This is a genomic window from Bifidobacterium sp. LH_417, from assembly GCF_056357035.1.
Genome location: NZ_JBKEVI010000028.1, coordinates 1 through 19,562, shown reverse-complemented (window position 1 = coordinate 19,562; position 19,562 = coordinate 1). Strand labels below are relative to the sequence as shown.

At 59.4% G+C, this 19,562-nt stretch carries 13 protein-coding genes and 1 pseudogene; 5 read left to right on the top strand and 9 right to left on the bottom strand.

The features are described from left to right. Positions 1-34 precede the first annotated feature (34 nt). Entirely contained in the window at positions 35-700 is a 666-nt protein-coding gene (locus AC1AYR_RS11290; RefSeq protein ID WP_476512662.1) for a carbohydrate ABC transporter permease, read from the bottom strand. Positions 701-979: 279 nt separating this feature from the next. Then, on the bottom strand, positions 980-2,230 hold the full coding sequence (locus AC1AYR_RS11285; RefSeq protein WP_476512663.1) for an ABC transporter substrate-binding protein: 1,251 nt from the start codon (positions 2,228-2,230) through the stop codon (positions 980-982). Between the two features lie 177 nt (positions 2,231-2,407). Between AC1AYR_RS11285 and AC1AYR_RS11280 the strand changes: the two genes are divergently transcribed. Then, positions 2,408-3,394, top strand: a complete 987-nt coding sequence (locus AC1AYR_RS11280; protein ID WP_476512664.1) for a LacI family DNA-binding transcriptional regulator — start codon at positions 2,408-2,410, stop codon at positions 3,392-3,394. A gap of 99 nt (positions 3,395-3,493) precedes the next feature. On the opposite strand, the gene AC1AYR_RS11275 is transcribed toward AC1AYR_RS11280, so the two are convergent. Then, positions 3,494-5,605 (bottom strand): glycoside hydrolase family 36 protein, encoded by a 2,112-nt coding sequence (locus AC1AYR_RS11275; RefSeq protein ID WP_476512665.1) that lies wholly within the window; start codon positions 5,603-5,605, stop codon positions 3,494-3,496. A 681-nt stretch (positions 5,606-6,286) separates the two neighbouring features. Between AC1AYR_RS11275 and AC1AYR_RS11270 the strand changes: the two genes are divergently transcribed. Beyond that, on the top strand, positions 6,287-6,745 hold the full coding sequence (locus tag AC1AYR_RS11270; RefSeq protein ID WP_476512666.1) for a type II toxin-antitoxin system HicB family antitoxin: 459 nt from the start codon (positions 6,287-6,289) through the stop codon (positions 6,743-6,745). A gap of 54 nt (positions 6,746-6,799) precedes the next feature. Here the strand turns inward: AC1AYR_RS11270 and AC1AYR_RS11265 are convergent, their stop codons facing one another. The 5 genes from AC1AYR_RS11265 to dnaB form a co-directional block, all read right to left on the bottom strand. Then, positions 6,800-8,629 carry an ABC1 kinase family protein gene (locus AC1AYR_RS11265; protein ID WP_476512667.1) on the bottom strand — a complete coding sequence of 610 codons (1,830 nt, stop codon included), beginning with the start codon at positions 8,627-8,629 and terminating at the stop codon, positions 6,800-6,802. A 112-nt stretch (positions 8,630-8,741) separates the two neighbouring features. Then, positions 8,742-9,032: a phasin family protein gene (locus tag AC1AYR_RS11260; RefSeq protein ID WP_476512668.1), complete on the bottom strand. Its 291-nt coding sequence runs from the start codon at positions 9,030-9,032 to the stop codon at positions 8,742-8,744. Between the two features lie 152 nt (positions 9,033-9,184). Beyond that, positions 9,185-9,937, bottom strand: a complete 753-nt coding sequence (locus AC1AYR_RS11255; RefSeq protein WP_476512669.1) for a type 1 glutamine amidotransferase — start codon at positions 9,935-9,937, stop codon at positions 9,185-9,187. A 266-nt stretch (positions 9,938-10,203) separates the two neighbouring features. Then, positions 10,204-11,757 carry a DUF1727 domain-containing protein gene (locus tag AC1AYR_RS11250; RefSeq protein WP_476512670.1) on the bottom strand — a complete coding sequence of 518 codons (1,554 nt, stop codon included), beginning with the start codon at positions 11,755-11,757 and terminating at the stop codon, positions 10,204-10,206. Between the two features lie 5 nt (positions 11,758-11,762). Continuing rightward, complete coding sequence (gene dnaB / locus AC1AYR_RS11245; RefSeq protein ID WP_476512671.1) at positions 11,763-13,376, bottom strand: replicative DNA helicase; 1,614 nt, start codon at positions 13,374-13,376, stop codon at positions 11,763-11,765. A 235-nt stretch (positions 13,377-13,611) separates the two neighbouring features. On the opposite strand from dnaB, the gene AC1AYR_RS11240 reads away from it, so the two are divergent. The 3 genes and pseudogenes from AC1AYR_RS11240 (at position 13,612) to AC1AYR_RS11230 (ending at position 16,962) form a co-directional block, all read left to right on the top strand. Then, entirely contained in the window at positions 13,612-15,039 is a 1,428-nt protein-coding gene (locus tag AC1AYR_RS11240; protein WP_476512672.1) for an ATP-binding protein, read from the top strand. Positions 15,040-15,675: 636 nt separating this feature from the next. Continuing rightward, positions 15,676-16,104 (top strand): annotated as a pseudogene (locus tag AC1AYR_RS11235) (ATP-binding protein); the annotation flags it as partial. After that, positions 16,081-16,962 carry an ATP-binding protein gene (locus tag AC1AYR_RS11230; RefSeq protein ID WP_476555176.1) on the top strand — a complete coding sequence of 294 codons (882 nt, stop codon included), beginning with the start codon at positions 16,081-16,083 and terminating at the stop codon, positions 16,960-16,962. The pseudogene AC1AYR_RS11235 and the gene AC1AYR_RS11230, both read left to right, overlap by 24 nt. Positions 16,963-17,556: 594 nt before the next feature. Here AC1AYR_RS11230 and AC1AYR_RS11225 read toward each other — a convergent pair. Then, positions 17,557-19,434, bottom strand: coding sequence for a prealbumin-like fold domain-containing protein (locus AC1AYR_RS11225; RefSeq protein ID WP_476512673.1), 1,878 nt, complete (start codon positions 19,432-19,434; stop codon positions 17,557-17,559). Positions 19,435-19,562: the final 128 nt, after the last annotated feature.

The following is a 19,562-nucleotide window of genomic DNA, read 5'->3' as shown; positions in this document are numbered from 1 at the left end:
GGCTTCCACCACGTCAACAACCTCATCGCGCTCGTCATGCTCCGATGCGGCGGACTCGACATACACCTGCCTCGACCAAGAACCTAACCCACGAAAACAGCAGAAGCCTCTCTTTTAATGCCGCGGAGAAGACGAGCATCTGTTGGCCGGTGGCAAACGTGAACACGGAGGCGTAAGCGACGACCACCCACACCAGAGAGTTGCTGCCGGTCCAGTTCGGTGGATTGGTTACGCCAATGAGTTTCAACACATAGTTGACGATGCCAAGCTGCGGATTGAACATCAGGGTCATGCATCCGGCCATGACCACAGACGGCATGATGGTGGGCACGTAGTAGAAGAACTGGAATAGTCCTTTGAAGCGAACCTTGCTGTTGAGCAGCATGGCCAGAATCAGGGAGAAGAGGATGGAGACGCCCACGTTGATGATGGTGAAGATGAATGTGACCAGCAGGGTCTTGCCAAGCTCTGAATCCCCGGACATCAAATCCGCGTAATTCTGGAAGCCGACGAACTGGGGCTTGCCCAGCAGATTCCACTTGGTCAAGCTGAGATAGAAGCTGAAGAGAATGGGGAAACCACTGAATGCGATAAATCCAATGATCCAGGGACTCAGGAAGCCCCAACCCGCAGCGGCATCCGAACGCCGCTTGGGCTTCTTCGCATCCTTGCGCGATGCGGACACGGCAGCGGTGGACATAATACATATTCCTTTCTTATGTGCACCGATGAATGGCGGACCATTTATCAGTGCACAGGAAATCGATATTGAACAATGTGTGGAAGTGAGCAAAAACCTGTGCCGCCCGCCGACCTTTATCGGCTGGCGGCACAGGTAGAAGGAGAAGGAGGAAGAAAGAAGGAGAGATGATGCGGCTCTTTGTTGCCGGCGGCCGCCGCACCGGGAAATCACACCCTGTAGGCGAAACCGAGGCGACTCGAGAGGAGGAAGGAGAACACCCGAGCCGCCGTGCCGGTCTCACTGAGCGGATTCGATGTCCTTGTTGGCCTTGTCGACCGCGGTCTTCAGCACATCATTCTCGGAAGTCTGGCCGAGAATGTAGGCATTGATCTGGTTATACAGGTCGAAGGTCGGGGTGGAGGCCACGGTGGTGTAGCCGAACTTGCCTTGCTCAGCCGCTTCGGTGAAAGCATCCCAGTTGCTCGGACCATGAGCGCCCTGAACCTGGTATTCGCCCTTGTCACCAATGGACTTGAACGGGGAGATGTTGGCGTTGGCCTTCTCGAGAGCGACCTGCCCCTTCTCGCTCATCATCCACTTAAGGAACTTGTACGCGGCGGCCTTGTGCTTAGAAGACGAAGAGATGGAGAAGAAGGAGGTGTGCAGGGAGTCGTAATCCTGGCCGTTGGGGGCTGCAGGCATTGGCGCAATATCCCAATTGAAGTCAACGTCCTTGTAGGTGTTGGCAATCAGCCAGCTGCCACCCAAGGTCATAGCGGCCTGGCCGGCGGCGAACAAATCGGAAACCTTGGAACCGGAGGATGGGGCAGGCTGAACCTTAAGTTCATTGGTCATCTTGTTCTGGTATTCAAGAGCGGCCTTCAGACCCTTGCCCAAGGAAAGTTTTCCGTTCTTGACCACGGCATCGCCGCCCTGCCCGGCTAGCGAATACCACACACCGTTGAAGCTCGGCGCATCGGAACCCCATTGGGTGGTCTGACCGCCTTCGGTCTTGGTGAGCTTTTGAGCCGCTGCGGCGTAGTCATCCCAAGTCCAGTCGGAGGTCGGGTAGGCGACACCAGCAGCATCGAACATGTCCTTGTTGTAGTACATGATTTCGGTGGCCATGCCCTGGGAGAGGCCGTAGTAGCCGTCCACATCATCGGCGATGCCCTTGATGGCAGGCAGGAAGTCATCGGTCTTGACGCCCATGTCGGCCAGTTTGTCATCAAGTTTGTCGATTACGCCGTTCTTGGCGTAGCGCACGTAATCAGCTTCCTGCAGCAGCATCACGTCGGGAGCGTTGTTGCCGAGAATCATCTGGTTGATCTTGGTGTTGTAGGAGTCGCCAGGAACCTTGACTTCCTTGAGCTGGATGTCCGGGTTGTCCTTCTTGAATTCCTCAAGCACCGGGAAGGTATCCCAGTAGGAGAAAGTCAAGGTGTTGTCGTCCGATGAAGAAGCGGTGCCGGATCCGCAGGCGGCCATTGCACCAAGGGATGCGATTGCGGCCACAGCGGCGATAAGCTTCTTAGCTCCGTTGCGCATATTGTTTCCTTTCTGTATTCTGCCCGCTCTCTCGACCTTGAGCTGTACTCCGCGTTGAGGGTTTGGAAAGCAAGTAACTTCAGCATAAAAACAACGTTTTCAATTTCTTTTCGATTTGCACGGTTAGGAAAGTTTTCCTAAAATAGTGGCGTGACTTCACGCGTTACATTGCAAGACGTGGCTGATGCTGCCCACGTCTCTCTCGCCACCGCATCAAAAGCGTTGAACGGCACCGGTCATATCGCCGCCCATACCAGACGGCTAGTGCAAACCACCGCCAACGAATTGGGGTACCGGCAGCGTTCCACAGCCGAAAAACAAAGCAAACACCATCAATCAGGGCTCATCGGCCTGGTATCGGCTGACCTCGAGGGACGATTCTCCATGCCTGCATTGGCTGGAGCAGAAGACACGTTAGGCGTGGCCAACCATGCCGTACTGTTGACCAATTCCCGCGGCGACCCTCAGATTGAGCGCAATCATATCGATCAGATGGCAGCCCGCGGCGTTGACGGCCTGCTTCTTCTCGGTGGCGAAACGGATTCTCGTCCACCAGTGAGGCCGAAGACGGCCTTGGGAATCCCCATCGTCTACGTGTATGCGCCCTCCACCGACACTAACGACAGCTCCATCACCGTAAATAACACGCACGCCGGGCAAGCGGCAATCAATCATCTTCTCGGCCAGGGGCGCACGCATATCGCCATACTGGCAGGGCCAGAATACTATGCAGCAACCAAAGACCGAGTAAGGGGTGCGGAATTGGCTATGGCCACAGCCGGTCTGCGATTCTCCGCGCCGACACGCTACGGCAACTGGCATGAGTCGTGGGGACGTGTAGCCACCAATCTGCTCATCGAATCCGATGAGCACATCGACGGATTGTATTGCTTGAACGACATGCTGGCACGAGGAGCTATCGAATCGTTCCTGGAGCATGGCATTCGCGTGCCGGAAGACGTAGCGGTAATCGGGCACGACAATTGGTCGGTCACGGCAACGGAATGCCGCATACCCATCACGACCTTCGATAACAATATGCGTGAAATGGGACGCAAAGCCGCCCGCATGCTGCTATCCGCCATCAAAGGAAGACCCCAGCATGGCCTTACCACCATGGATTGCTCACTGATTATTCGCGAATCAACAGTGGCCAAGCGCTGATATCCTTTTGCCCATTGAAGTGCCATGCAACAGCGGCTCCGTTGCACACCATCGCACAACGGAGCCGTTAGCCACGGGAATGGGCTTCATCACAATTAATCAGCGCACACTGACTGCAAATGTACGCGAAGCATACGCTCCTACAGGCACATCGACCCGCAGAGTGCCGGCTTGAGCGTTCCACACCGTTCGCCACGATTCCAAACCATCATCCGCCGTAGGGAACACCGGCGCCACGGAAACATCGCACCCTTTGAATTTCGGCAACTGAAGCGTGGTCTGGGAGCAGAATGAATCACGCGCCCATACGGTAACCAACGCGAGATTCGGCCCGGCGTCGAGGCCAAGAGCCAGCACCACATCATCCCACTGCGGCAATCCAAGAGGCCAGAACGGCACAGCCGAGCCAATCACCGGCTGTACATATCGTTTATATGCACGAATGCCTGATTCGACCAACGCGCGTTGCGCTTCGCTCATACGATTGAGATATCCAGACAAGAAGAAGCGCCCCAGGAACGTGGTGTTGATGTTGAACGCGGTGGTTTCCGCATCCATATCGGATTGCGGATATGCCCAGCTCGCAGCCTGCTCCGGCAGCATCATCAACGGTGCCGCGGCGGCGATGGCCGGATACAATCTCCAATCCTGCTGATCGGAAGTAGATTGCACCTGGAATCGGCTGAGTTGCGCAAAATCCTCACGCATACCACCGGAGGAACAATTCTCGATGATGAGATCGGGATAGCGCCGATACAGCGAATCAATCCACGCGCTGTAGGCACGATTATGGCCCAATAAGCCATCGCCATCGCTATCCGCCTGATAATCAGTGCCCGCCCCCGGAGACACGTTGTAATCAAACTTGAAGTAACCGATGCCATATTCGCCCACCAGACGATCTACCACCGAATCAAGGTGAGTTCGTGCCGCATCATCGCGCAAATCAAGTAAATAGCGGTCTTGTTCCACTACACGTTGGCCATGGCGCTGGAAAAACGCGGAATCCGGGAGTTTCTTAGCCATGGGACTTTGCACGCCAATAACCTCAGGCTCAATCCAAATACCAGGAATCATGCCTCTGCTGCGAATAGCATCGATGACTTCGGTAATGCCATTCGGGAATCGCTTCTTCGAAGGCATCCACTCACCCACCGATGGCCACCAATTACCCGTATCGTCATACCAGCCGCAATCGATGACGAAAATTTCAATACCGGCTTCAGCCGCAGCATGAATGAGCGGAAGCTCCTTCTCGGTAGTGGGGTCACCGTAAATCGTGTTCATGTAATCGTTGAACACCACGCTTGGTTTTTCGTTGTCCCTATGGGGCAAACGGAAAGCACGGCGGTATCCGGTAAGCGCATTGACTGCGGCATTGAATGAACCCGCAAGAGCAAAGGAAGCGGGCACCGTTACGAATGACTCCCCCGGCTGCAGTGTTTTCTCCCAGCTATGCGTTTCACCAGTCGGGCCAGATAGCGCAATACATCCATCTACAGTGTCATCATTGATTTCCCAACGCCATGCACCATTGTGCTCAATCTGAAATGCCCAAGTCAATCCAAACTTCTCGGATTGAAGCAACGCCAACGGAGCGGCAGCACCAGTGGACCATGTGCCCGTGGAAGCAACCATGTGCTCCTGACGTGGATCTACTTTCGTCAGCTCTTGCCCAATCTTCGGCAGCAAGGCGCGGACCTTATGCTCAGACCATCGGCCTTCGGCCAGCCAGTCGAAGCGGCCTTCGCGCAGCGTCCAAGAATCCAATCCTGCTGCTTGGCCTTCCGGCGCTCCGAATGAACTGACCCAGCTGGTGACCAAATCCACGACGCATGGAGATTGGGCAACATTCGTAACCTCGACCTCGGTTTTTACCATTGGCACATCGCCGCTTACCCAATACCGCACTTGCGCACGGATTCCATGCTCATAATCCGCAAGATCAATGGTGAGTTCACTTCGACCATCGAACACCGATTCCTCATGGCTCACATAACGCAGAGAATCTCCAATCACCGTATGGGTCAGCTTATTGCATGCCAATCGATGGCCGGCTCCTACGGTCATGATTTCCACGATGGGTGCGCGATGCGTGAAAATAACAGAGGCGCTTCCCATACTGGCCGCACGCATCGCCAGAAAAACATTGTCATCATAGTCAAACGTCAGCGACACAGCGCCTGCGTTCCATGTAAATGATTGAGACATCATTGTGCTCCTGTTCTGTAGTGCATGACTATGAACAGACTACGGAGTGCTCAACGCTTTCAAGCTCGTAAAACCATCTCAAGGAAAACTTTCCTAATATCTCGGCAAAATACAAGATCATGCCGCTCAATCTCTCACCGATCCAATAAGAAGAGGCTCCACTTGATGAAAGCGAAGCCGGGGCGTAAGCTTACTTACGACTGCACAGCAATGCGACGATGCCGCCAACACCGACGCATGTCGCCGCAATCCAAGTCTCTGGGACACGGACCGCGAGGATTACCATAACCATCATTATGACAACCCACGTCCAATCGGGTTCGCTAGAGCCCTGTTTCTTCCGGTTGTTCATTACTGCCTCCTATTCGGACAAACAGAAGGCCGGGCCGGGATTGGCCCGGCCCTTGTCGTATGTCGTTAATGTCTTTCGGAACAAGAATCAACATATGACATCATTAATAATATCACATGTTGCATACTTTTCGATACCGTTGTAGACTGTAGGAAGCTTTGATTATCCACTTTCGGTCGAGAGTACATTTTGCCGGCACGTGAAGCTTCTACTCTCGAAGGATTACAAAGCTAGGTGTTTATTCACCTCTTATGGCAAACAGACAGAGGGTTGTCGCCTGCAAGGACGACAGCCCTTTTGCCATATTATTGAGGAGTATCATTGATATCATGAATACTGCACTTGAAACTTTTGAAACTGCCGCGCGCGAAGAAGCCGACGCCACCAAACTACACACGGAAGATACCCCGGCCCAAGACAGCACGAACGCATCTACTGCCGATAGCGCAACAGAAAAGCCCATAAACATCAGTCATTATGCATATCGCGTGCGGTGGAATGAAGACGACGAAAATTACGTGGCATCATGCGCCGAGCTACCGGAAGCAACATGTACTTCAGAATCTCAGCTGGAAGCGTTCGTAGGAATCCGCACAACAGTCGCGGATGAAGTAGAGCGTCGAAAAGCCCAAGGGGAGGAAATTCCCGTTCCACTTACAGAACGCCATTATTCCGGCAGGATCCTGGTACGCATTCCCCCTGAATTGCACAGGCGCCTCACTATCGACGCAGCCGAACAACGAGTCAGTCTCAATCGTCTGATTTCCAACCGCCTTGCCGAACTATAGCCAAACTTGCAATCAATAGCATTGCAATAGCACCGCAGAAGCAAGCACAATCAGCTACCGCTTCTTCGTCTTGCGCCCCTTCAGGTAGATGTCGATGACAATCCACACGCCGAGGATGAACGCGGTCACATACCCCATGAATCCGACGATCGGAATGCCGAACACGATCGGTTTCATACCCGCGTAGTACACGATGGACGAACCGATGAACAGGCCGACCACGATCAGCGCCATCGTCAGTCTGTTCACCATGTCGCTCAACATCTGGAACGGTTCGACGGAGCCGACGAGCTCCATGTTGGTGCGCAGCTGGCCGCGTGTGAGCATGCGCGCCGCGACCTTGAGCTCGCTCATCGCCTCCAGCGCGCTGTGCAACGCCTCATGCCCTTCGACGCCCAATGATTTCAGCTCGTCCTTGGCGACCTGCTTGGGTGTTTTCGACGTGGCGATGTGCTTGGAGATGATTTCGATCATGTTCACGTTGGGGATGAACTCGTCGAGCAGTCCCTCCAATGTGACGAGCGCACGTCCCACGGTGGTGACGGTGCTCGGCACTTCGATGCCGTGCCGCGTGGCCAGCTGGGTGAGCGCCGTGATGAACGCGGCGATGTCCAGATCGGAAAGGTCGACGGTGCCGTACTCTTTGACGATGGTATCGAGGTCGGCGAGCAGCGACGGATAGTCGGCCGGATCGGCTTCGGCGCCGGCGAAGCGCAGGAGACCGTCGGCGAGCTGCGGCGAATCCTGTTTGGCGACGGCGAAGATCATCTCCTTCATCACCTTGCGCGTCTTGGAGTCGAGCCGACCCGTCATACCGAGGTCGATGAGCACGATCTGCCCGCCGCGGATGATGATGTTGCCCGGATGCGGGTCCGCGTGGAAGAACCCGTCGTCAAGGATCTGCGTGGCGTAGTTGTCGACGAGTTTGGTGCCGATGTCGTTGAGGTCGTAGCCGGCGGCGATGAGCTTGCCCGGATGGGAGACGGAGATGCCGTCCACGTATTCCATGACGACCACGTGTTCGGTGCACAGGTCGGGGTATGGCGTCGGGCAATCCATGTATGTGAACGGTTCCGAGAACCGTTTGAATTCGGCGAGGTTGCGCGCCTCCACGAGGAAGTCGGTTTCCGATTGGAACGTGTCCCACAGCTCCTCGACCACGCCTTTGAGGTCGACGATCTGCGTGTTGCGCAGCACGCGCGTCGCACCTTTCGCGATTGAACGCATGATGGAGACGTCCTGCGCCATGGTCTCGCGCACACCGGGGCGCTGCACTTTGACGGCCACGTCTTCGCCGGTGACGAGCGTGGCACGATGCACCTGCGCGAGCGACGCGGATCCGAGCGGCTTGGCGTCGATGTGCGCGAAGATCTCGTCCACGGGACGCCCATACTCGGCGGCGAGCGTGTCGAGTACGGTCTCGTAGGGCATGGGGTCGGCGTCGGCGCGCAGTTTGGCGAGTTCGTCGCAGAAGCTGGGCGGCAGCATTTCGGAGCGCATCGACAGAATCTGACCGACTTTGACGAACGTGGGGCCGAGCGCCTCGAACATGAGGCGCATCTTGACGGGGGTGAGGCCTTTGAGCGCGTCGAAATGGTTGACGATGCGCATGATCTGCGTGAGACGCTTCACCTTGCCCCAACGCGTCAGATGGTAGCGCGCGGCGAAATCGTCACGACGATTGCCGAACAGGCCGATGGTCTCGTTCTGTCCGTTCTCCCAGACAGGCACGGGTACGGGAATGTCCGGGGAGATGTGCGGGGAGCCGTGCGACGCCGCGGATTGCCGCGACATGGCGGGTTGCTGCGACGATCGCGACGATTGTTCCTGCTCCGTCGATTCGTCGTTCGTGTTCCGCTTCGACGATGCGTTCGTGTTCGTCACGGTGCGTCTCCTTGATCGGACGTGAATCACGGCGACCGCCGGCGGATTCCCCACATGAGTGGAGATTCATCCGCCGACGGTCGTCAGCGTAACCAAATGGGAAAGTGCGGGATCAGGCCTCGTCGGCCGCGTCTTCCGCATCTTTGGCCTCTTCGGCCGGAGCTGCGGCGTCCGCAGCCTTGGCGGCGCGCTTCTCGTCGTCCTTGTTCGCGTCGTTGACGAGCGACTCGCCCACCTTGCGCTTGAGCTCGGTGTTGAGGCTCTTGCCCTGTTCGACGGTCAGCTCGCCTTTCTTGACGAGATCGTCGACGAGTTCGCTGCCCTTCTCGTATCCGGTGGCGAGGGCGCCGATGCCCGCCAGCACGACCTTGCGCAGGCCGTCACCCAAATCGAAGTCTGCCATAGTACCCCTCCTTCGTGAAGGTCGCGCACGACTCGATGCCATGCGCACGTACCGTCCAGCCTACTCCATCGCCGCGAATCCGCCGGACATGCAACACCCGCCCCGGTGACGCATTATGCATGTCCGGCACGCTTCATTCCACGCGATTCGCTTCACCGCGGACGCGCCGCAGCGACCTTGCGTGCCCGCTCGGCGATTTCGTCGATGCGCGCGAGTTCCCTGCGCTGCTCCTCGGTTTGGTCGGCGGTGCCGAATTCGCCGTAGCGGCGTTCGACGGCCACGCGGATGAGATAGTCGGCGATGGCGGGGTTCTTCGGCAGGAGCGAGCCGTGCATGTACGTGCCGATCACGTTGTTCATGCGCGCACCTTCGGTATGATCCTCGCCGTTGTTGCCCCGGCCCTCCTCGTCCACATGGCCGAGCGGGTCGACTCCGGCGCGCAGGAACGTCTGGCCGGAGTGGTTCTCATAGCCGATGATGTCGCCGAATTCGTCGGAATGTTCGACGAGGTTGCCGATCATGCGCACGTCGCGGCCGACGGTGTGCGCCTGAATCACGCCGATGCCGTCGAGACGCGTACCGTCCACGGTCTCGAAGTATTCGCCGAACAGCTGGTACATGCCGCAGATCATCAGCATGGGCACGCCGTCGGTGGCGAGCGTGCGCAGCAGGTCGGCGCGGCGGAAGAAGTCGTCGATGATCTTCTTCTGGCCGGTGTCCTGACCGCCGCCGCCGAGGATCATGTCCACGTGTTCGGGCCATTCGTCGCCCTGATTATAGGCGGTGATGCGCGGCTCGTAGCCGTAGAGCGCGAGCCGTCGCGTGACGGTGAGCACGTTGCCGGAGTCACCGTAGATGTTCATGTCCTTCGGGTAGAGGGACATCACGTCGATCGTCTTACCCATATCTCGTTCCTTCCGTCCTTGCGAATTCCGCCGTTCCGTTTCCCACCCGTCGGCGAGACCTATCCCGTTCCGTTTCCCACCCGTCGGCGAGACCTATCCCGTTCCGTCTTTCACCCGCCGGCGAGACCTTTCCCCGTTCCAGTTCCCACCCGCCAGCGGGACCTTCCTGTTCCAGTTCCCACCCGCCAGCGGGACCTTTCCCCGTTCCCTCCCGCTGGCGGGAGGTGGCGCGCCAGCGTCGGAGGGTGGCTCGGCTCCCCGTCCGCTCACTCACCCACGCCGGCGTCGGCCACGTCGGCGATGCGGCCGAGTGCGGCGCGCACCTTGAGCATCGCGGTGTACGTGCAGTAGATGTGTTTCGGCGTGCCCGGGTTCGCGTGTACGAACAGGTTCAGCGCGGATTCGATGTCGGTGTCGGTCGCGGCGACCGGCACCTGGTCGTAGGCGAGGCGCAGGGCCATGTCCCATGCGCGCACGCCGGACACCTGGGCGACGCCGGTTTCACGCAGGGAGGTGAAGTCCACATCCCACAGCCAGCTCATGTCGCGGCCGTCCGCGTATTCGTCGTTGATGACGATCATCGTGTCCGCGCCTTCGGGCGGGAAACTCGCCAAGGAGAGACGGAAGCCCATCGGGTTCTTGACGAGCAGCAGTTCGACCGGGCTGCCCGCCGCCTCGATGACCTCGCCGCGGCCGAATGCGGGCGTGACGCGGGCGACGGCGCGGATGATCGCCGCCGTGTCCGACGCGGCGAAATGCTGCAGACGCTCGCGGAACGCCGCGCCGCCGGCTGGGGCGGCGGCGGTGCGGGCGCGTGGCGCGTCGGCGACGACGGCCCGCACGACGGCGAGCGCGGCGGCCGCGTTGTACAGGTTGTAGACGCCTTCGAGTTTCACGCCGGTGGAGTGCTCGCGGCCGTCCAGTCGGAAGGTGGCCTTGTGGTCGCCGAATGCGGTGAACGTCACGTCGGCCGGCAGTTCGACGGCTTCGGAGTCGGCGGCATGCGCCGCGTCGGCGCCACCGGCACCCTCACTGTGCCCCCGCTGGCGCGAACCGTCGGCCGAAGACCGACTGAAGGCTGCCTCCCCGGCGACGACCCCGGTGCCTTGCCCCCGCTGGCGGGGGCTGTCGGTCGAAGACCGACTGGGGGTGGTCTCGCCGGCTGCGGCATCCTCCTCCACGCTGACGGTGGTGGCCATGTCGTCGTCGGAGGGGAAGAGCTTCTTCAGCTCGTCGGACAGGCCGAAGTAGCGTACCTGCGTGCTCTGCGGAGTGAGTGCGGCGAGTGCGGCGATGCGTGGGTCCTCGCGGTTGAGCACGACGGTGCCGGTGGTCGTCTTGGCGACGTTGCCGAGCAGCCGTGCCGTGTTGTCGATTTCGCCGAATCGGTCAAGCTGGTCGCGCATCACGTTGAGCAGGAGCGCATAGCGCGGTTTGACTTGCTTGACGAAGTGCACGGCGTAGGCTTCGTCGAGTTCGAGCACGGCGATGTCGGCGTCGAGTTTGCCGGAGAGCGTGACCTGTTGGAGTAGCGCGGAGACGACGCCACGCGTGAAGTTCGAGCCCGTCGGGTTGGTGAACACCTTGAGTCCGAGGTCGGAGAGCATCGAGGCGACCATGCGCGTGGTCGTGGTCTTGCCGTTCGTGCCGGAGACGAGCACGACGCCGAGCGGGAGCCGTCCGAGCGTGCGCGCGAGAAAACCGGGGTCGATGGTTTCGATGACTTTGCCGGGGAACGCGGAACCGCCGTGGCGCAGCAGACGGGACGCCCAGCGTACGCCTTTGCCGATGGCGGGTGTGGCGAACGAATTCCATGCCATGTGTCTCATACCCCCTGTCCGCCGGAGTTGTAGTCCTGCGGCATGTCCTTGAATTTCGATGTGGCGCCGAGGAACGCCAGGTGGAAGGTCTCGGTCGGTCCGTTACGGTGCTTCGCCATGATGATGTCGGCCTCGCCGGGGCGGTCCTCCTTGTCGTAGAAGTCCGGTCGGTGCACGAGGAACACCACGTCGGCGTCCTGTTCGATCGAGCCGGATTCACGCAGGTCGGACAGCTGCGGCTTCTTGTCGTTGCGCATCTCGGGACCACGGTTCAGCTGCGAGAGCGCCACGACCGGCACTTCCAGCTCCTTGGCGAGGAGCTTCAACGCGCGGGAGAATTCGGAGACCTCCTGCTGACGGCTTTCGACCTGTTTGCCCGAGGTCATGAGCTGCAGGTAGTCGATGACGACGAGTTTCAGATCGTTGGTCTGCTTGAGCCGGCGGCATTTCGCGCGAATCTCCATAAGGCTCATGTTCGGCGAATCGTCGATGAACAACGGGGCGTCGTCGAGTTTCGACCAGAAGCCGTTCAGCGTGTTCCAGCGTTCCGGCGTGATCTCGTCGGCGCGACGCAAGGCACCGAGCGGAATGTTCGTTTCGGCGGAGATGATGCGCTGCGCGAGTTCCACCTTGCTCATCTCCAGACTGAACACGATGGTGGTCATGTGATGGTGGAGGGCGGCCGCGCGGGCGAAATCGATGCCGAGCGTCGACTTGCCCATGGCCGGACGGCCTGCGACGACGACCATCTGGCCGGGTTGGAGGCCCTGCGTGAGATCGTCGATGTCGCGGAAGCCGGTGGGCACGCCCTTGTTGACGAGTCCCTGCTGGAGTTTGTCGATCTGATCGAGCGCGTCATGAACGACCGGGCCGATCGCGGCATAATCCTGACGTACCTTGCCGACGCTCATCTCGTACACTTCGGCCTGGGCGAGGTTGACGACGTCCTCGGCCTGCGAGCCTTCGGCCGAGTAGCCGAGCTGGGCGATCTTGGTGCCGGCGGCGATCACGTTGCGCAGGATGGCGCGCTGGTGCACGATCTCCGCATAGTAGGTCGCGTTCGCGGCCGTCGGCACCGAGGCGACGAGCGAATGGAGGTAGTCGGTGCCGCCGACCTTCTCCAAGTCGCCGCTTTTGAGCAGTTCGTTCGCCACGAGCACCGCGTCGACGGGCTGCGAGGCGGAGAACAGGTTGATGATCGACTCGTAGATGGTCTGATGCTTCGGCTGGTAGAAGTCGGTGACCTCGATCATCTGCGAGACCTCGCCGATGGCATCCTTGCTCATGAGCATGCCGCCGAGCACGGCCATCTCCGCGTCGTCGTCGTGCGGAGGCACGCGGTCGAACAACGCGTCCCTCACCGGCGTACCGGTCGCGCCGGGCACGTAACCCGTGCCGCGACCACCGCCATTACGGCCGCCGCGCGCACGACCGCCACGATCGCCACGGTAGGGGCGATCGGCGGACGCATCGTCACCGCCGTACGGCCGGGCGGCGTCCGCACCGGTCTCCGCGGGCTCGCCGAAGCCGCCGTCCTCGCCGCCGAAGTCCTCTTCGGGAGGGGCGAAATCGGCGTCACCGGGGTCCTGCGGTTCGTCGTTCCAAGGTTCCTGAGCCATAGGGCACAGTATAGATTCCAGTATCGAGAGCGGTACATATCTACCGGTTTTTCGCAACACGCCTGAAAAACCGCCGTTCCCATCGAACGACAGAAAGCCGCGTGTCATATTGCCGTACCCCAGTCGCAACTCGACAACGACCATGCCCACGTTAAGACACTCGTGAGTATGATACTTATGAGTATCATACTCACGAGTATCTTAACGAAATCCCTTGCGGGGGAAGGAGACTGCCATGACGGAATTCGTGGGACGCACGCATGAACTCGACGTGCTGGAACGCATGTGGCAGCGCGACAGATTCCAGATGATGGTGCTGTACGGTCGTCGGCGTATCGGCAAAACCGCCTTGTTGGACGAATTCTCCAAGGGGAAAAGGACCCTGTACTTCACCGCCCGGCAACAGACCTCGATGGCAAATCTGCGGGACTTCTCGCGAACCATATACGGTTTCTTCGGTATGCCGTCCACATTGCCCGCGTTCACGCTCTGGCAGGATGCTTTCGACTTCATCACGAACCGTCTGCACGAGCAGACCAATGAACGCATGCTGTTCATCTTCGACGAGTTCCCCTATGCGGCGATGAGCGACACTTCCCTTCCATCCACGCTGCAGATTGCCATCGACCATGGTTTCAACGACACGAACGCGATGATGGTGCTATGCGGCAGCAACGAAGGCTTCATGGAAAGCGAGGTGCTCGGATACAAGAGCCCGCTGTACGGACGCAGGACGGGACAGCTGCGACTGACCGCGTTCGACGCATTCGACGCGGCGCTCATGCTGCCGGATGTCCCCCCACAGGACGTGGTGCGCTACTACGCCACATTCGGCGGCACCCCGTACTATCTCAAGCAGATACAGCCATCCTTGACCTACGAGCAGAACGTCACCGAATTGCTGTTTGATACGAGCGGTCTTCTGTATGAGGAACCGCTGATGCTCATGCGCCAGGAACTCAGGGAGCCCTCCACCTACAACTCCGTGATGGAGGCCATCGGGTCCGGAGCCACCAAGCAGAACAAAATCGCCGACCGAGCGGGATTATCCTCACCGGCCAGCGTGAGCAAATACCTGACCGTGCTATCCGACTTGGGGCTGATCGAACGGCGCACTCCGTTCGGCGAAGATCCGAAACGCTCCCGTCGAGGCTTGTGGTTCGTGCAGGACCCGTTTTTCTCCTTCTGGTACCGGTTCGTCAGCCCCCGCTCCCCCGACATCGAAAGCGGCAACGGCGCGACCATCGCCGAGACCGAGGTGTTCGGCCCCGCCTTGGACACGTACGTGGGGCAACAATTCGAGGAAGTCACCAGACAATGGCTGGTGCGGGCGAATCGTACCGGAGAACTGCCGTTCGCCGCCTCTCGCTTCGGTACATGGTGGGGCGCCAATCCCGGGACGCGGCGACAGACGGACATCGATGTCATCGCGGCCAATCCCACGAACAAGACGATTCTTCTCGGCGAGTGCAAATGGAAGAACGAATTGAACGTCGCCCAGACCGTGGAGACGCTACGGGAACGTACCGGACTCATCCCCGGATACGATCGAACACAATTCGCCTTGTTCGTCAAAACCGACGAACTGGCCGACACTGCCCGATCACGCAACGAATCCGACCTGCTGATTCGATCCGTCAACGAGATGTTCCGCACATGCTGAAGCACCGATGCCGGCATCGGACTTGATGATACCGATGACTTCGATTCGCAGGGTTTTCCCAGTGAAATGACCCGGCTTTCCGAGGCTATCGCATCGTTGCGTGGAGGTTCACGCGGTTAACTATGAATCACCGGCGAACGACAGACCGCCACGATGGAACAGACCACCGAGACGGACGACAGCGAACCGGCGAGGCCGACCCCTTCTTCCCGGCCCCACAACCATAACTGAACACCTTCTTTCTTCTTCCTCTCTCTCCTTCTCGAAAAGGCCCGGAACCCGCCACCAACCAGCGGACCCCGGGCCTTTCCGTTTCACCCGCCCAACTCCCGGCTCACGCATACGAAGAGGCGGCTCCCGGAACAGACTCCGGAAGCCGCCTTAATCCCCCTCCACCCCCGCCGGCGGGGGCTGTCGGCGAAGCCGACTGGGGGTGGCGCCGACAATCAGCGCACAACCGACCAACCATTCAATCCGGACAACAGCCTCTATACGAAGAGCCTCGCCTTACCGCTACTGAACATCAATGACATATATGTCAAAATAATTCAACAGAAAGCTATTCCATTGAAAATTAGTGACACATGTGTCAAAATAATTCAATAGAAAGCGTGGCCGGCAGCAGAGAAGGATCTCATGATCATTGCCAGAGACAAATATCTGAACGATCTCATCGTGCGTATGAACAACGGCATGGTGAAGGTCGTCACCGGAGCGAGACGCTGCGGCAAGTCGTTCCTGCTGTTCGACCTGTTTGAGAACCATCTGCGCGAGTCCGGTGTGGATGACGATCACATCATCGAAGTCGTGCTCGACGACATGGCATATGCGGGGATGCGCGATCCGGAGCGGCTATACGCGTACGTGAAGTCCCGCATCAAGAATCGGAATGAACCGTACTACGTGCTGCTCGACGAAGTGTAGTACGCGATCTCGGACGAGGAGCTTCGCGGTGAAAACCCGCCACGCTTGTATGAAGTGCTCAACGGGCTGATGCGTATGCGCAATGTGGACGTGTACGTGACGGGCAGCAATTCGAAGATGCTGTCCACGGATGTGATGACCCAGTTCCGCGGGCGCGGTGACGAGATCCGCATCCGACCGCTGTCGTTCGCCGAATTCATGCAGGCCTATGATGGCGACGTCCAGCACGGCTGGGCCGAATATGCGGTGTTCGGCGGATTGCCGCTCACCTTGTCCATGCGGACCGACGAGCAGAAATCGAGGTATCTGGAGAATCTGTTTGCGGAAACCTATCTCAAGGACATCGTCGCACGAAACAAGCTGCGCAGGTCACAGGAGCTCGACGATCTGGTGAATGTTCTGGCCTCATCAATCGGCGCTTTGAGCAACCCGAGCAAAATCAAGGCGACGTTCGACAGCGTGCTGCACTCTTCGATCAGCGTGAACACCATCGCCCAATACATCGGATATCTCGAGGACGCGTTCATCATCGAGGAGGCGTGCCGCTACAACGTCAAGGGGCGCAAATACATCGGCAGTCCGAAGAAATACTATTTCGAGGATATGGGATTGCGCAACGCGCGTCTGGGATTCCGGCAGGTCGAACAGACCCACATCATGGAGAACATCGTGTACAACGAGCTGCGCATGCGGGGGTTCCGGGTCGACGTGGGTGTGGTCGAACAGCGCGGCCGGCGCGACGGCGAATCGTACCGCAAACAGTTGGAGATCGACTTCGTGGCGAATCTCGGCACCCGCCGCTACTACATCCAGTCGGCGTACCAGCTGCCGACGGAGGAGAAGGTGGCACAGGAGAAGGCATCGCTGCTCGCATTGGACGACAGCTTCCAAAAAATCGTTCTGGTCCACGATATCGTCAAACCCACGCGGGACGAACACGGCATCCTCACCATGAGCGTCTACGATTTCCTGCTGGACGAGAACGGCATGACGTTGTGATCAAAGCGCCGGACAGGCCGGTTCACGGTTCTTTCAGGAGATATATGCGCTGCTGTGAGGCTATCACATCGTTGTGTGGAGGTTCACGCGGTTAACTATGAATCACCGGCGAACGACAGACCGCCACGATGGAACAGACCACCGAGACGGACGACAGCGAACCGGCGAGGCCGACCCCTTCTTCCCGGCCCCACAACCATAACTGAACACCTTCTTTCTTCTTCCTCTCTCTCCTTCGCGGAAAAGGCCCGGAACCCGCCACCAACCAGCGGACCCCGGGCCTTTCCGTTTCATCCGCCCGACTCCCCGATTTAAGCACCTGAAAGGCGGCTCCCCGTTCATAACCACGTGTTCATGACACGGCATAATTTGTCAAATCACGATTTGACAAATCGTGATTTGACATTCAAGCGACACCTGCAATCGCAGCTCACACATACAAAGAGGCGGCTCCCGGAACAAATCCGGAAGCCGCTTAATCTCCCTCCGCCCCGCTGGCGGGGGCTCCCGGCATAACCGGATGGGCACCACCCCGCCCCCGCTGGCGGGGGCTCCCGGCGTAGCCGGGTGGGGGTGGTTGGCACGCGGCGCGCGTCAGGCGCGCAGCGCGTTCTTCGTGGCGCGGGCCTTCACGGCGATCGTCGCCGCGGCACCCGCGAGGAGCAGGCCGAGCACGGTGAACAGGGCGATGCCCGCGGCACCGGTCTTCGGCAGCTCGGTCACGTTGCGCACGTTGATCACCGAGTAATCGGTGATCTCCGTGCCCTCGTTGTCACCAGTACGGTTGTCCGCGGAATCCTTGGCCAGACCGAAGAGGTCAGTGCCGTGGAAGTACACGGCCACGCCCTTCTTGATGGTGACCTCGAACTCGGCCTTGGCCGAGGAGATGAAGCCGATAGGAGCCGAAATCTCCTTGACCTTGTACACGCCGTCCGCGAGACCGGTGAAGGTGACCTTGCCGTTCTCGTCGGCGTCCACAGCGCTGAAGCTGCCGTAGACCGGGGTCACGGCGCCGCCACTCACGGCTTCGATGCTGAAGCGCGCACGCTGACCGACCGGAGCCTTGATGGCGGTGCCGTCGGCCGCGTTCTTCATGAAGCTGAACTTGCCGAGGGTGAGCTTGGTCTGGTCGGTGGCCTTCGCGTTGTTGTCGTTGACTTCGACCTTGTTCGTCACGTCCGGGGTGTCGCCGTTCTGATCAGGCTGAGCGGTGATCAGCACCGGGTACGTGACCTCCACATACTTGCCGGCGTAATCCCTCTGGTAGTCGGCGGACTGCACCAGGGCGGCGAAATCGAACTTGAACCATGCGGAGCTATCGGCGGCACCGTTGACGATCGGGTTCAGGTTCTGACCGGTCTCGGTGGTGGAGGTGGTCACCGCGAAGGTGGTGTCGGAGGCAGTCAGCACGGTGCCGCTACCGGTCTTCTTGCCGTTCTGATCGACATCGTAGATCTTGACCTCGTATGCGCCGGTGTTGTCGGCCTGCGGCTGACCGTTGCCCTTGAGGAAGCCGTTGAGCTTCACGCGCTGGCCGGCACCCGGGTAATCCGTCAGCGAGAACTGGTAGTTGTCGAAACCGGTCGTGAAGGACGGCAGGGTCGTGCCGAGCGTGTAGCGGACGTACTGCGTGTTGGACACGGTGCCGTCGGCGTCGTCGAAGGTCTTGATGACCGGGGTGACGTGGTTCTTGAAGTCGACTTCGTTCGACAGGTAGTCGACGCCGTCGATCGTGATGGTCTTGCCGAGCGGGTTCGTGATCTCGCCGTTCACGATCGTGCCGGAAGCGAGCACGATCGGCGCGGACTGGGTGGCTACCTTGCCGCCGACCGAATTGGTCACATCGTCCCTGTTCTGCTCACTTCCGTTCGAGATGTTACCGGTGGGGCCGTTCGTGGCGGTATCCAGGAACAGGTAGACGCCCGCGGGAAGCACGGTGAAGCGGTCCCTGTCGCCGTCCTGGGAGTTGCCGTTGCCATGATTGGGGTACGTGACATCGGTCAGATGCTCCGTGACTGCCTGGCTCTTGGCGAGCGCGTCGGCGAACTTGCGGGTGGAACCGGTCCACGGCTTGCCGGACTCCTCATCCAGCGCACCCTGCTGCAGCGCCCACGCCATCAGATCGGTCTTGTCGTCGGTCGGCACGGTGAGCTTGGTACCCTCCACCGCCTTGTCGAGCGCGGCCTTGATGGCATCGCGGTTCGCGGTGGTGGCGGTCTGCAAGCCGTACGCGGTACTGGGACCGGCGGTGTACTTCACATAGTCGGCGAGCTTGTAGTACTTGACCGTACGGCCCTTCCACTGGTCGGCGCTGTCGGCGGTGAACGTGAAGTTCGTTTCCTCCGTGAACAGCGTGCCGCCGCTGGCCGGCGTTTCGGTGTCGGCCGCGTTCGCGGTGGTCGCGCCGAGCGCGAGACCACCGAGCAGCGTCGCCGCGGCGGCGATGCCGGCGAACAGTTTCCTCATCTTCATGGGATGACCCTTCTTTCTGAGGCTTCTGCTGTTTTCGTGGGTTAGGTTCTTGGTCGAGGCAGGTGTATGTCGAGTCCGCCGCATCGGAGCATGACGAGCGCGATGAGGTTGTTGACGTGGTGGAAGCC

Bases quoted from the DNA above. Each gene is read 5' to 3' on its own strand.
- AC1AYR_RS11250 (WP_476512670.1), bottom strand. From the start codon at position 11,757: ATGGCATGGAATTCGTTCGCCACACCCGCCATCGGCAAAGGCGTACGC.
- AC1AYR_RS11255 (WP_476512669.1), bottom strand. From the start codon at position 9,937: ATGGGTAAGACGATCGACGTGATGTCCCTCTACCCGAAGGACATGAAC.
- AC1AYR_RS11290 (WP_476512662.1), bottom strand. From the start codon at position 700: ATGTCCACCGCTGCCGTGTCCGCATCGCGCAAGGATGCGAAGAAGCCC.
- AC1AYR_RS11260 (WP_476512668.1), bottom strand. From the start codon at position 9,032: ATGGCAGACTTCGATTTGGGTGACGGCCTGCGCAAGGTCGTGCTGGCG.
- AC1AYR_RS11225 (WP_476512673.1), bottom strand. From the start codon at position 19,434: ATGAAGATGAGGAAACTGTTCGCCGGCATCGCCGCCGCGGCGACGCTG.
- dnaB (WP_476512671.1), bottom strand. From the start codon at position 13,376: ATGGCTCAGGAACCTTGGAACGACGAACCGCAGGACCCCGGTGACGCC.
- AC1AYR_RS11285 (WP_476512663.1), bottom strand. From the start codon at position 2,230: ATGCGCAACGGAGCTAAGAAGCTTATCGCCGCTGTGGCCGCAATCGCA.
- AC1AYR_RS11275 (WP_476512665.1), bottom strand. From the start codon at position 5,605: ATGTCTCAATCATTTACATGGAACGCAGGCGCTGTGTCGCTGACGTTT.
- AC1AYR_RS11230 (WP_476555176.1), top strand. From the start codon at position 16,081: ATGCTGTCCACGGATGTGATGACCCAGTTCCGCGGGCGCGGTGACGAG.
- AC1AYR_RS11270 (WP_476512666.1), top strand. From the start codon at position 6,287: ATGAATACTGCACTTGAAACTTTTGAAACTGCCGCGCGCGAAGAAGCC.
- AC1AYR_RS11240 (WP_476512672.1), top strand. From the start codon at position 13,612: ATGACGGAATTCGTGGGACGCACGCATGAACTCGACGTGCTGGAACGC.